Consider the following 12655-nt stretch of genomic DNA (forward strand, 5'->3'; position numbering starts at 1 on the left):
CAGCAGCACGGACTTGTGCTTCGGGTTGGCGGAGGCGGCGTCGGTGAAGGCCTGCTCTTCCGCGGAGAGGTCTCCGCCCGACTGCTGCTTGAGGAGCGTCTCCCGAGCGGCATCGGCGGCGAGGAAGGCGTCGCGGGACGACACCTTAGCCCGGGAAGGGGCCGGGGCGGCTGGCCCCCTGGCTGGACAGGGGCTGGGACGGGGGCGCCCCGGGTGGTCCCGCGCCCCGGCCATCCCCACCTTGTCATTGCACACGAACGCACCGGGGCCGGGGCCAGGGCGCCCTGGCGGAAAGGCAGACAGACGATGGCTTATGGATTCGCGGAGGATCCTGCGCTCTCCATCACCCCGCACCTCGACGCGGTGGAGTACCCCGTCGAACGGGAGCAACTGGTGGCGGCTGCCGCTGACGCAGGCGCTCCCCCCGACGTCATCAACCTCTTCAAGTGCCTGCCGAGCCGCGAGTACGCCACCCGCGAGGCCGTGCAGCGGGACCTCTCCGAGGCGTCCCGGCGCTCCGCCATGGGGGGCTCGAGGGACGACGATGACGGGGTGAACCGGGACCGCAGCAACCTCGGGCGGGACCGGGTGGAGCACGCACCGGACGGCCAGACGCGTCATCCGTGAACCGGTGGGCGTTGGGGGAGGGGAGGCCTGGTGGAAGCGCTCGCGGGCGCGGGCGCTTTCTGCCAGCGTGCGACCGCGCATGCGCCCCGGCCCCCTGACGTCCCGTCTTCTCCTGTCGCTGACCGTCTCCGCCTGCAGTCACAAGGCGCCGCTCTCCGTGTCGCCTTCGGAGCCACGGCCCGCGTCGGTGCGACTGGACTTCCAGCCGCCCGTGGACCGCGTGCTCACGGAGACGCAGCGCAGCGTGCGTTCGGTGGAGCGGCGGGGTGACACCCTGCGAGAGGAAGTGGAGCTGACCACGCGGACGCGCTTCACGCCCTCCGAAGGGGGCTGGCTGTTGGCGCAGGACGTGCCACGCTCGCGGCTGACGCGCAATGGCCAGGAGGTCCCCACCGGCGTGGCGGACGTGCTGGCGCGCTTCACGCTGCAGGCGTGGCTGGCGGCGGATGGCACCTTCGTGAAGCTGGTGGCCCCCGAAGCCGCGCAGGAGGCGCTCCGCCAGGTGGCGCCCGCGGGCGCGGAGGCGGACGTGCTGGAGCGCTTCTTCGAACCCGAGGCCCTGGAGACGCGGGCGCGGCGTGAGTGGGAGGTGAAGTTCTCCGGCCTCTTCCAGACGAACCTCGTGGAGGGCCAGCGGAGCTGGGTGGTGGACCGGGTGCCCGTGGGGGACGGCCAGGTGGCCTACGTGCTGGAGCGCACCGTCGAAGGCACGCGGGACACGCCGCTGGGAGACGCGGTGGTGCTGGGCCTGCGCTGCCTGGACGCGGTGCCGGCGGGCGCGCCGGACGCGCTGTCGGAGGCGTGGGTGATGGCGGGTCGGCCGGAGCTGACGCCGGGCGTGTCCTGCCAGGGAGAGCAGCTGGTGGGCCGGGGGCGCTTCATGCCCGTGAGCCGCCAGCTCACGGTGCGGGCGACGGTGGCGGGCGAAGCGTGGACTGTCACGACGGAGTCCCGGGCAGAGGGGCTCCAGGAGGAGGCGCGATGAGCTGGGAGCAGAACCTCATCGAGGACGAAGCGGGCGTGGAGCGCGTGGTGAAGCGTGCGCGGCGGGTGGCGGTGCTGGGCATCAAGACGGAGCAGCAGTCCGGGCAGCCGGCCTACTACGTGCCGGACTACCTGGCGCGCGCGGGCGTGGAGGTGGTGCCCGTGCCCGTCTACTACCCGGACGTGACGCACATCCTGGGCACGCCGGTGTTCCGGCGGCTGACGGATGTGCCCGGCGAACTGGACCTGGTGGACGTGTTCCGCCGGCCGCAGGACATCGACGGGCACGTGGACGAGCTCATCGCCAAGAAGCCGAAGGCGGTGTGGTTCCAGTCCGGCATCCGCAACGACGCCGCCGCGGAGAAGCTGGCGAAGGCGGGCATCCAGGTGGTGCAGGACCGCTGCCTGATGGTGGACCACCGCCGCTACGGGGGGCGGTAGTCACTTCGCCGTCAGGGGCGCACCCCCACCCCTCCCGCATGGAGAAGGGTGGGGGCGCGTGCCGGGAATGCGGCTCAGTAGTTGCCAGAGATGACCTTGGGCAGGGCCTTGGCCAGGTCCGGCAGCGGGCCAATCTGGCGCGCGTTGGCGGCCTGCGGGGTGCCGTTGGCGCGCAGCAGCGAGCGCATCTGCACGCTCGTCAGGCGGCGGCCGTTGGCCAGGGCCACGCCCTGCGCGCTGGCGGCGGCGCCCACCACGATGGGGGACGCGCTGGAGGTGCCGCTGAAGCTGGACGTGTAGAACTGGTCCTCGCCGTAGCTGGAGCCGAACACGTTGCCATAGCCCATGCTGTAGACGCGCTCACCCCAGCCATGCACGTCCACGCGGCTGCCGAAGTTCGTCCAGCACATGGGCGAGCGCGTGGTGGCCGTGCTGCCACCCACGAAGATGGCCCCCGAGTCCCGGGTGTTGCGGTTGAACACGCTCCCGTACGCGGACGCATCCAGGTCGGCGCTGCCATTGCCCGCCGCCTCCACGACGATGACGCCGTTGGCGGTGGCCGTCTTGATGGCGTCGTAGTTGGCCTGCCAGTACTCCATGGCGATGTAGTTGCACTGGCTGGTGTTGCACGTGCACGCCGTGCCGTCCGCGGGGCCGCGAGCGTGCAGCTCGATGAGGACGATGCCCCCCAGGCCCGCGGCCGTGGCCGCCTTGGTGATGGCGCTCGCGGTGCTCTGGGCCCCGATGGACTCGTAGCCCGCCCGCGCCTGGTGCGCGATGCCCGTCACGCCATAGGCATTGCGCGCGCCCACGATTTCACCCAGCACCGCCGTGCCGTGGTCGCGCCAGCCCCGGTCCGCGTACTGCGTACCGCCCATGTGGAAGAGGTCGGGCATGTCCTCGTGCGTGGTGCGCCAGCCGCCCTCGACGTCCACCACCTTCACGTTCTGCCCCTGGCCGCCCGGAACCGTCCACGCGTACCTCGCGTTGACGCCGCCAGGCGCGGCGTTGAGGTAGCCCTGGTTGTTCTCGTAGGAGGGCGTGGTGGGCGGGATATCCGCCGCCGCCAGCAGGCCGCGCACCGCCGCGTCCATGCCGAAGTTCACCATGGCCGGCTCGGGCGGCGGCTCGGCGTAGGCCACCTCGACACCGTCCAGCGCGTTGAGCGCGGCGACCAGGTCCGTCACGCGCTCGGAGGTGGTGCCCGGCATCAGGGGGACCTCGAAGTACAGGTTCAGGTCCGCCAGCTGCTCGCCGCTCTGCCGCTCACCCGTGGCCTTGCGCGCCTCCAGCGTGGACTCGGCCTCGTCGAACAGGCGGGCAACGGCGCCCGTGCGCGGGGCGCGCTCCAGCAGCGACATCACGTGGCTCAGGTCCGCCTCCAGGCGCGCATCACCCAGGCCGCGCCCGGCCAGCAGCGAGCGCTCCGCTGCGTCCCGGTCCGCCGTCAGGGCCACCAGTTGCTGCTCGCGCAGGCGCACCCGGCTGCCTTCGTGGAACTTCACCACGATGCGCTCCACGTAGGCGTCCGCGGCCAGCTCGCGCCCGGTGGGCTTGGCGACGAGCGCGCGGGGCTTCAGGGACTTCGAGGGCGGAGCCGCCGCCGCCGAAGGCGCGAAGGCCAGCACCGACAGGGACAACATCGCGTACCGCAGGGGTCGCATCGACAAGAACGAGGACGTCGTCATGACTGCCTCCACATCGAGAAGGGGACGGCCGTGAGGCGGACCCCGCGTGTGCACCGAGGAGCCCGAATCACGCGGACATCTTGCATTTCCGGTCTGTCATGAAATCACAGGATAGCGGCGGCATGTGTCTGGAGGTCGACAGCGCCTTGCCCCCTGGCAGGAAGCGTGCGTCCGGGCCGACGGGAAGCGTCACTGGCGCGAGGACAGTCCTCGTGGAATCGTGGGCCCACCCTGGAACCGGGCTTTTCGCCGCGGCGGGGGACAAGGGCGGTCCTTCCGTCCTGGGAGCGTCGGTCGATGCGGGTCTCAGGCGCGGTGGGGCAGGGGCTGCTGGTGGCCTTCCGGTTGATGGGCGTGGGGCTCTGGGGCGCGCTGAAAGGTGGAGCGCTCTTCGGCCTGGTGGGGCTCGGCGTGGCTGCGGCCACCTACGCGCTGCCCCGGTGGCTGGGCGTTCCATCCGCGCCCACGTGGCAGCTCATCCTGAGCGCGGTGGTGCCGCCGCTGGCCTTGTCGGTGGCGGGTGGCTACGCGTTCATGCTGTGGGCGGTGTCAGGGCGGTTGGCCGATGAAGCCCGGGAGCGGGGCGTGGTGGGCCGCGTGTACGCCGTGCTCAAGCCCGTCACGGTGCAGGTGGCGCGGCGGCTCCAGGGCACGGGCTCGCTGTCGCGCGAGGAGCTGTCGCGCGTCGTGAACGAATCCGTGAGTGAGCACCTGCGTCAGGCCGAGCAGGCCCGGAGCGAAGCGCCGCCCTCGCGCATGGCGGAGGTGGAGCGCTTCCTCATGGAGCAGTCCCGCCGCGTCCTGGGGGCGCTGGCCCTGCGCGCCGTCGTCTCCGCGCCGGACACCGCCACCGCGGTGCGGAACCTGGAGACGCTGGGCATCGAGCGGGTGGAGCTGACGCTGGTGGAGACGCTGGAGGACCTCTTCTTCCTCCAGGTGCTGCTGGCCTTCGGGGCCGGCGTGCTCGTGGCCGCCACGCCCGCGCTGCTCATGGTGTGGCTGCGCTGAGGCTCACCACTCCGCTTGCGCGAAGGGCACCGGAGGCCGTGCCAGGGCGCGCTCCGCGGCCAGCTTCGCCTGGTCCAGCGCGTCGAAGCCGCGCTCCATGGTGGTGGGGGACACCGGCGGAAGGTTGGAGACGACGACGTAGACGGGCACCTGCTTCTGCTCCAGCACGGTGAGCTGGAGGCGGAAGTGGTCCTGCCGCAGCGCCGCCGAGCCCGCGGCCAGGCCCTGCGCGTACGCCATGGGGCCGCCCACCACCTTGCGCGTCTTGCTGGGCAGGTAGTGCACGAGGATGGCGTCCAGCTCCGCGCCCGCGGCGCTCTCGTGCAGCGACAGCGCGGGCGCCTTGTCCACCAGTCCGCCGTCCCAGTACAGGCTCCCCTCCAGGGGCACCGCGCGGAACAAGCCGGGGTAGGCGCACGTCGCGTGGACGCGCGGGGCCAGCTCACCCGAGGTGAACACGTCGTGGCTGCCCAGCGTGAGGTTGGCGCCCACCAGCAGCAGCGGGTGCGGCAGCTCCTCGAAGGTGCGCACCGGCAGCGTGGCGTCCAGCAGCTTGCGGAAGCGCTCGCCCTTGAGCAGGCCCGTCAGGCCGTGCCCGGCCGCGTCCGCGTTGAGCACCGCGCCAATGGGGTCCGGGTCCCAGAAGTTGGCGCGCGTCTGGCGCAGCACCAACTCCTCGATGTCACGCACTGGCGTGCCCGCCGCCGCGTAGGCCGCCACCATGCCGCCCGCGGACGTGCCCGCGTACGCATGAGGACTGAGCCCCGCGGCCGCCAGCACCTTGAGGAAGCCCGCGTGACCGTAGAAGCCGAAATATCCAGCGGAGAGGACGAGTCCGAACCGCTTGCCGGCGAGCAGCTCGTGAAGAGTCGAGGTCTGGGTGGGAGTCGCCATGCTTCGCCCTGTACGCCACTGTCGGGGGACAGGCAACGCGTCGCGTCTAGAGAATACTGGCCATGGGTTCGGTATCGACATATGTTGATGCGGCGATATGGAAGAGCTCTCCCAGTCATTCCGGGTGCTCGGAGACCCGACGCGGTTGCGCATCCTCCGGTTGGTGGCAGAGGCCCCGTTGAACGTGACGGAGCTGGTGTCCCTGGTGGGCGTGGCGCAGTCCTCCGTGTCCCACCACCTGGGCAAGCTGAAGGGCCTGGGCCTGCTGCGTGAGGAGCGCCACGCGGGCTACAGCTACTACTCGCTGGCCCTGGAGCAGGCGGATGGCCGCTGGCCGCTCATCCAGATGGCGCGGCAGGCGGAGGACGCGGCGGGGGACTCGGCGCGGCTGAAGGACCTGCTGCGCGCGCGCGAGGACCGGCAGGCCCTCAACGAGCGGCTGCTGGAGCCGGGGCAGTCGTGGTTCCTGTGGGCGGGCGCGCTGGCGTCGCTGCTGCCGCCGCTGGAGGTGGCCGACTTCGGCTGCGGCACCGGCGTGTTGAGCGTGGCCATTGCCCGCTGGGCGCGGCGCGTGTGGGCCATTGACCAGAACGCGGACGCGCTGGACCAGGCGCGGGAGCGGGCGGGTCGCGAGGGGCTGGAGAACATCCGCTTCCTCCGCGAGGACCTGCACCGGCTGTCGCTCGCGTCCGCCAGCCTGGACCTGGTGGTGATTTCGCAGAGCCTCCACCACGTGGAGGCGCCGCAGGCGGTGCTGGCCGAGTCCGCCCGCCTGCTCAAGCCGGGTGGCCGGCTGGTGCTGTTGGAGTTGATGCCGCACGAGGAGCGCTGGGTGCTGGAGCGGCTGGGCCACCGGCACCTGGGCTTCGCGCCTGAATCCCTCGAAGCCGCGCTGCGCGAGGCCGGCTTCACGTCCCTGACCCGGGAGACGCACGCCCGGGACGGGGCCAGCCCCTTTCGTGTCTTCCTGCTGACTGGAGTCAAACCGTCATGACGAGCCCTGTCCCCGCTGCCCTCCCGTTGCCTCCGGGTGAGAATGGCCGTCGCGTGGAGGCCCTGCGGGCCGCGATGCGCGAGCGCGTGCTGGTGCTGGACGGCGCCATGGGCACGCTGCTGCAGAACGAGGACCTCAAGGCGGCGGACTTCGGCGGTCCGGAGTACGAGGGCTGCAACGAGCACCTCGTCCTCACGCGGCCCGCGCTGGTGGAGAGCATCCACGCGCGCTACCTCGCGGCCGGCGCGGACGTGACGGAGACGGACAGCTTCGGCGGCACGCCGCTGGTGCTGGCGGAGTTCGGCTTGGGGCACAAGGCGCTCGAAATCAACGAGGTCTCCGCCCGGCTGGCGCGCAACGCCGCCGCCGCGGCCGAGGCGAAGGACGGCCGCATGCGCTGGGTGGCGGGCTCCATGGGCCCCACCACCAAGGCCATCAGCGTCACCGGCGGCATCACCTTCGAGGAGCTGGTGGACAACTTCGCGGTGCAGGCCGAAGGGCTCGCGCGGGGCGGCGCGGACTACCTGCTGATTGAGACGGCGCAGGACACCCGCAACGTGAAGGCGGCGCTGCTGGGCGCCGAGCGCGCGTTCCAGAAGCTGGGCTACGCGCTGCCGGTGGCGGTGTCCGGCACGATTGAGCCCATGGGCACCATGCTGGCCGGGCAGAGCGTGGAGAGCCTGGCCGCGTCGCTGGAGCACACGGAGCTGCTGTACCTGGGCCTCAACTGCGCCACGGGCCCGGACTTCATGACGGACCACCTGCGCTCGCTGGCGTCGATGAGCGCGTTCCCCGTGTCGTGTGTGCCCAACGCGGGCCTGCCGGATGAGAATGGCAACTACCTGGAGACGCCGGAGATGCTGGCGCGCTCCGTGCGGCGCTTCTGTGAGCAGGGCTGGCTCAACGTGGTGGGGGGGTGTTGTGGCACGCACGCGGGGCACATCGAGACGATGGCCAAGGCGGTGCAGGGGCTGAAGCCGCGCGCGGGCTCGCCGCGTCCCCGGGCCTCGCTGTCCGGCGTGGACTACCTGGAGGTGACGGACGAGCTGCGGCCCCTCATCGTGGGCGAGCGCACCAACGTCATCGGCAGCAAGAAGTTCAAGGAGCTCATCGTCGCCGGCCAGTTCGACGACGCGTCGGAGATTGCGCGCGCGCAGGTGAAGCGGGGCGCGCAGGTCATCGACATCTGCCTGGCCAACCCGGACCGGGACGAAATGGAGGACATGCGCAGCTTCCTGGAGGTGGTCATCAAGAAGGTGCGCGTGCCCTTGATGATTGACTCCACCGACGAGCGCGTCATCGAGATGGCGCTCACCTACTGCCAGGGCAAGGCCATCATCAACTCGGTCAACCTGGAGGACGGCGAGGAGCGCTTCGAGAAGGTGGTGCCGCTGGCGCGCCGCTTCGGCGCGGCCCTGGTGGTGGGCTGCATCGACGAGGTGGGCATGGCCGTCACGCGCCAGCGCAAGCTGGAGGTGGCGGAGCGCTCGTATGAGCTGCTGACGAAGAAGTACGGCATGAAGCCGGAGGACCTGTACTTCGACCCGCTCGTGTTCCCCTGCGCCTCCGGTGACGCGCAGTACACCGGCAGCGGCGTGGAGACGATTGAAGGCGTGCGCCTCATCAAGCAGCGCTTCCCGCGCTGCAAGACGGTGCTGGGCATCTCCAACGTGTCCTTCGGCCTGCCCACCGCGGGCCGCGAGGTGCTCAACTCCGTCTTCCTGTACCACAACGTCCAGGCGGGCCTGGACATGGCGCTGGTCAACTCGGAGAAGCTGGAGCGCTACCCGTCGCTCCCTGACGAAGAGCGCAAGCTGTCCGAGGACCTGCTCTACAACCGCGGCGCGGACCCGGTGACGCCCTTCGCCGCGGCCTTCCGTGAGCGCAAGGCCGCGCGCGTCCAGGTGAGCACGCTGCCCCTGGAGGAGCGGCTCCCGCGCTACATCATTGAAGGCACGCGTGACGGCCTCTTCGCGGACCTGGAAGCGGCCATGCAGGAGTACACGCCGCTGGAAATCATCAACGGCCCGCTGATGAAGGGCATGGATGAGGTGGGCCGCCTCTTCGGCGCCAACGAGCTGATTGTCGCCGAGGTGCTCCAGAGCGCCGAGTCCATGAAGGCGGCGGTGAACTTCCTGGAGCCGCACATGAGCCAGGCCCAGGCGGCCATGCGCGGCAAGGTGGTGCTCGCCACGGTGAAGGGCGACGTGCACGACATCGGGAAGAACCTGGTGGAGATCATCCTGGCCAACAACGGCTTCCACGTGGTGAACCTGGGCATCAAGGTGCCCCCCGAACAGCTGGTGCTGGCCGTGCGCGAGCACCAGCCGGACATCCTGGGCCTGTCGGGCCTGCTGGTGAAGAGCGCGCACCAGATGGTGGCCACCGCGGAGGACCTGAAGCGCGCGGGCGTGGACGTGCCGATTCTGGTGGGCGGCGCCGCGCTCAGCCGCAACTTCGTGGACCGCAACATCGCCCCGGCCTACGGCGCTGGCACCGTGGCCTACGCGCAAGACGCGATGAACGGGCTGGAGCTGGCCAAGCAGATTGTGGACCCGTCCTCGCACGAGAAGCTGCGCGGTGAGCTGGCGGTCCGCCGGGACAAGCTGGCGCGCGAGGTGAAGGAGCGGCCGGCCCCGGCGGCGGTGGTGACGCGCGGGCGCAGCGCCGAGGTGAAGGTGCTGGACGCCGTGCCGACCGCGCCGGACTGGGAGCGGCACGTGCTGTCCAACACGCCGCTGGACCACATCTGGAAGTTCATCAACCCGGTGATGCTGTACGGACGGCACCTGGGGCTGCGCTCCTCGTCGCGCGTGCTGGGCACGCCGGCCGAGGCGGAGCTGGCGAAGACGGAGGAGGGCCGCAAGGCGCTGGCCCTCAAGGAGGCCGTGGAGGAGCTGAAGGGCTTCCTGCGCGGCGGCCTCATGCAGGCGCGCGCTGTGTTCCAGTTCTACAAGGCGGGCAGCGACGGCAACCGGGTGGTGCTCTTCGACGGCGCGTCCGGCAAGGAGATTGCGTCCTTCGACTTCCCGCGCCAGGACCGCGAGGGCGGCCTGTGCCTGGCGGACTACCTGCGCCCGCTGGAGGGCGGCGCGCCGACGGACAGCGTGGCCATGTTCGTCGTCACCGCGGGCTCCGGCATCCGCGAGCTGTCCGAGGAGCTGAAGGCGAAGGGCGAGTTCCTGAAGATGCACGCGGTGCAGGCCCTGGCGCTGGAGACGGCGGAGGGCTACGCGGAGCTGCTGCACACGCAGCTTCGCAGCATGTGGGGCACGCCGGACCGGCAGGACATGACGATGCTGGAGCGCTTCCGCGCGGAGTACGTGGGCAAGCGCTACTCCTTCGGCTACCCGGCCTGCCCCCGGCTGGAGGACCAGTCGAAGCTGTTCGCGGCGCTGCGGCCGGAGGACATCGGCGTGCAGCTCACCGACGGCTCCATGATGGAGCCGGAGGCCTCGGTGTCCGCCATCGTCTTCCACCACCCGCAGGCGTCGTACTTCTCCGTGACGTGATGGCGCGGAAGTGATTCCTGGCAATTCGTCCCGCCGCCCGGGCAGCGCTCGCCCGCGGCGGGAAGGCAACGACAAGCAAATATACCCAGGGTCGGCGTAAGGGGTTTCCTCTAGGTTCCTCGTGCCGGGTTGTATATTTTCAAGGCCCCTGGAAGCCACAAATCCATATCATCTCGACATGGCAGAAAAAGAGTAAAGGCCATTGCCTAAGAGTTCACTGTCGGTATGATGCGTGTCGTTCCCGCAGTTCAGGTGGTTGAGGCGGCCCAGCCGCCCACGAGGGGGAGACACCGCCGTGAGACTCCAGGCGATTCGCTGTCATCTGCGTCGTACCGACAGGAGCGCGCCCGCCAGGGCGCCTGGCTGGGCCGCGAGGCCGTGGGGCTCCCGACCGCTCGGTGCCACCTAGACGCCCGCTTCTCCTAGCGAATCCCAGGCATTCACACGCACGTTTCCAGGCCTCGCCCGTCGGCGGTTCGTGAGGCGTCTGTCGTTCTCCCTCGCTCGCGGGATTCCCAGCGCGGAAAAAACCGCACCTGAAGTGGGGGCGGTGGGCGCCGTTTGCCCTCGCCAAGGATGCGGGCGCCAGTCCCTGTCGTCATCACGTTCTCAACGACAGGGGACGTGAGTCTTTCCAATCAGGAGGATGCATGAAGAAGACATTTCTGCCGACGCTCGCAGTTGCATTCGGAATCGCCACGCAGGCCACGGCGGCGTGGGTGCCCAGTCACTATCGTTGCGCGTTCGACCAGCTCACCTCGGACCAGGCGCGCGGCCGTCAGTCCTGGGCGAAGCGGTGGGCGGACGCGGACCCGTACAACATCTCGACCGGGAAGGATCAGCGCTTCTGGGCCACCGTCTACAACCAGGACGCGCAGGACGCCCTCAACCAGTTCAACACCCATGTGTATCCGGTGTATGTGGACCCGAACACGGGCTATGAGCCCTGGCGTGGCCCTGGCGCGGCCGGCACCGCCACCGCCGCCCTCACCGGCAACCAGATTGACGCGCTGAACCACCTCTCGAAGCCCGTGCATATCGTCATGGACGGCGTCTGCGAGCCGGGCTGCTACACCCCGGACCAGAAGGTGCTCTTCCAGGACGGCTACGTTCCCATCCAGAAGGCGCAGGAGGCCGGCACCGCCGAGCTCGTCACGCTCTCCCCGGAGTCCTCGTTCGGCAACCTGCAAGTGATGCCGAACACGGTGGAGCGCTACACCCTGGACCGTGACGCCGCGCAGCAGGAGATCCTCGTCTTCCGGACGCGCTCGGGCGGCAGCCTCTCCGTGACGCTCGAGCACCCGCTCGTCACCGCCGAGGGCTCGATGAAGAAGGCCAAGGACTTCGTCGCCGGAGAGCACCTGGTCCGCCAGGACGGCACGACGGACGAAATCACCGGCATCCAGCAGCAGGCCTGGTTCGGCAAGGTCTACAACCTGCGCCCCGTCACCCACGACCTGACCTCCAACATCCTCGTGGCGGAGGGCTACCTCAACGGCTCCGGGCGATTCCAGAGCGAGTACGTGGAGGAGCTCAACCGCCTCATCCTCCGCGTCAACGTCCCGGATGAGCTCATCCCGTAAGGGGTGAGTCGCTCCTCAATCCCAGGCAGCTCCGGACCGGGCCCCCGGCAGACACGGGGGCTCCGTCCTCTCCGAATCACAGACGCGAGGTCCACCGCGGATGGCCCGTTCCTCTCTCATGCCAAGGACAGTCCTGCCCCTCATCGGCGCCCTGGCGCTGGCGGCGGCGTGTGTCTTCTGGCTGCTGCTCCCAGCGTCGTCTGACGCGCCTCCGCCCGCTCCGCTCGTGGCGGCGGTGCCCGAGCCGCTGCCCATCCCGGCGGCCGTCGCCGTGCCCACGCCGCGCCCGGTGCCGACCCAGGGGGCCACCCTCCTGGTCAACACGCCGCTCGCGCCGGCCTCAGGCCAGGTGCCACCCACGCTCGCGCGGCCCGGCTCTCCGCTGGATGCGGTTCGCCAGCGCGTCATGGCCGCGAACCCAGACCTGGCGCAGTTCCGTCATCTGCAGCGCAAGGTGTTGCGCAAGGGGGACGAACAGGCGTCGCTCCAATCCCTCTTCAAGGACCGCGAAGTCATCAATGCCGCGAAGCAGGACCTGCTGGCCACGGGGGAGCGGACCTTCTCCGAGGACGCGCAGTTCCGGCGGCTCTACCAGGTGGAGTTCCTGGGCTCCGCGCTCGAGTGGAAGGACAACCCGGAGCGCCCCGCGCTGCTCAACGACCTCGAGGAGCTGCTGCGCGCCGACAACCTGGACCCTGACATGGAGCTCGAGCTGCGCCGCTCCCTGTCGGGCGACAAGGTCGAGCTGTTCATGATTCTCCTGCACAACGACCGGGCGCGCGCCGAGTCCATGCTGCAGGGCCTGCACGGCTCCCGCCTGGGCGCGCTGCTCGAGCACGCCCGGACCCGCTACGACGCGCTCTGGGCGCTCGCCGCGAAACAGCCATGACGCCCGGCACCCCCACCCGAGGTCTCCGCATGCCC

At 70.3% G+C, this 12655-nt stretch carries 10 protein-coding genes; 8 read left to right on the plus strand and 2 right to left on the minus strand.

Annotated features, from left to right (window positions below; genetic code table 11):
* Positions 1-306: 306 nt before the first annotated feature.
* The 3 genes from HV826_RS34485 to HV826_RS34495 all read left to right on the plus strand — a co-directional run bounded on the left by HV826_RS34485 (position 307) and on the right by HV826_RS34495 (position 2052).
* Positions 307-627, plus strand: a complete 321-nt coding sequence (locus HV826_RS34485; RefSeq protein WP_176421273.1) for a DUF2795 domain-containing protein — start codon at positions 307-309, stop codon at positions 625-627.
* Between the two features lie 79 nt (positions 628-706).
* A complete protein-coding gene (locus HV826_RS34490) occupies positions 707-1612 on the plus strand; it encodes a hypothetical protein (RefSeq protein ID WP_176421274.1) in 906 nt (301 codons plus the stop codon).
* Complete coding sequence (locus HV826_RS34495; protein ID WP_176421275.1) at positions 1609-2052, plus strand: CoA-binding protein; 444 nt, start codon at positions 1609-1611, stop codon at positions 2050-2052. The genes HV826_RS34490 and HV826_RS34495 overlap by 4 nt, the downstream gene beginning before the upstream one ends.
* Before the next feature lie 74 nt (positions 2053-2126).
* Here HV826_RS34495 and HV826_RS34500 read toward each other — a convergent pair whose 3' ends face one another.
* Positions 2127-3740, minus strand: a complete 1614-nt coding sequence (locus HV826_RS34500; protein ID WP_176421276.1) for a S8 family peptidase — start codon at positions 3738-3740, stop codon at positions 2127-2129.
* Positions 3741-4037: 297 nt separating this feature from the next.
* Between HV826_RS34500 and HV826_RS34505 the strand changes: the two genes are divergently transcribed.
* The gene (locus HV826_RS34505) at positions 4038-4748 is read left to right on the plus strand and encodes a hypothetical protein (RefSeq protein ID WP_176421277.1); all 711 of its coding nucleotides are present in this window, start codon (positions 4038-4040) and stop codon (positions 4746-4748) included.
* Between the two features lie 3 nt (positions 4749-4751).
* Here HV826_RS34505 and HV826_RS34510 read toward each other — a convergent pair whose 3' ends face one another.
* The gene (locus HV826_RS34510) at positions 4752-5642 is read right to left on the minus strand and encodes a patatin-like phospholipase family protein (RefSeq protein ID WP_176421278.1); all 891 of its coding nucleotides are present in this window, start codon (positions 5640-5642) and stop codon (positions 4752-4754) included.
* 97 nt (positions 5643-5739) lie between these two features.
* Between HV826_RS34510 and HV826_RS34515 the strand changes: the two genes are divergently transcribed.
* From HV826_RS34515 to HV826_RS34530, 4 genes are all read left to right on the plus strand, one after another.
* Positions 5740-6636: a metalloregulator ArsR/SmtB family transcription factor gene (locus HV826_RS34515; RefSeq protein ID WP_176413084.1), complete on the plus strand. Its 897-nt coding sequence runs from the start codon at positions 5740-5742 to the stop codon at positions 6634-6636.
* Positions 6633-10148 (plus strand): methionine synthase, encoded by a 3516-nt coding sequence (gene metH, locus HV826_RS34520; RefSeq protein WP_176421279.1) that lies wholly within the window; start codon positions 6633-6635, stop codon positions 10146-10148. The genes HV826_RS34515 and metH overlap by 4 nt, the downstream gene beginning before the upstream one ends.
* 650 nt (positions 10149-10798) lie before the next feature.
* Complete coding sequence (locus HV826_RS34525; protein ID WP_176421280.1) at positions 10799-11731, plus strand: Hint domain-containing protein; 933 nt, start codon at positions 10799-10801, stop codon at positions 11729-11731.
* 118 nt (positions 11732-11849) lie between these two features.
* A complete protein-coding gene (locus HV826_RS34530; RefSeq protein WP_176421281.1) occupies positions 11850-12620 on the plus strand; it encodes a hypothetical protein in 771 nt (256 codons plus the stop codon).
* The last annotated feature ends 35 nt before the right edge of the window (positions 12621-12655 follow it).

Origin of the sequence: Myxococcus sp. AM010 (genome assembly GCF_013372585.1) — a bacterium.
Taxonomy (GTDB): Bacteria; Myxococcota; Myxococcia; order Myxococcales; family Myxococcaceae; genus Myxococcus; species Myxococcus vastator.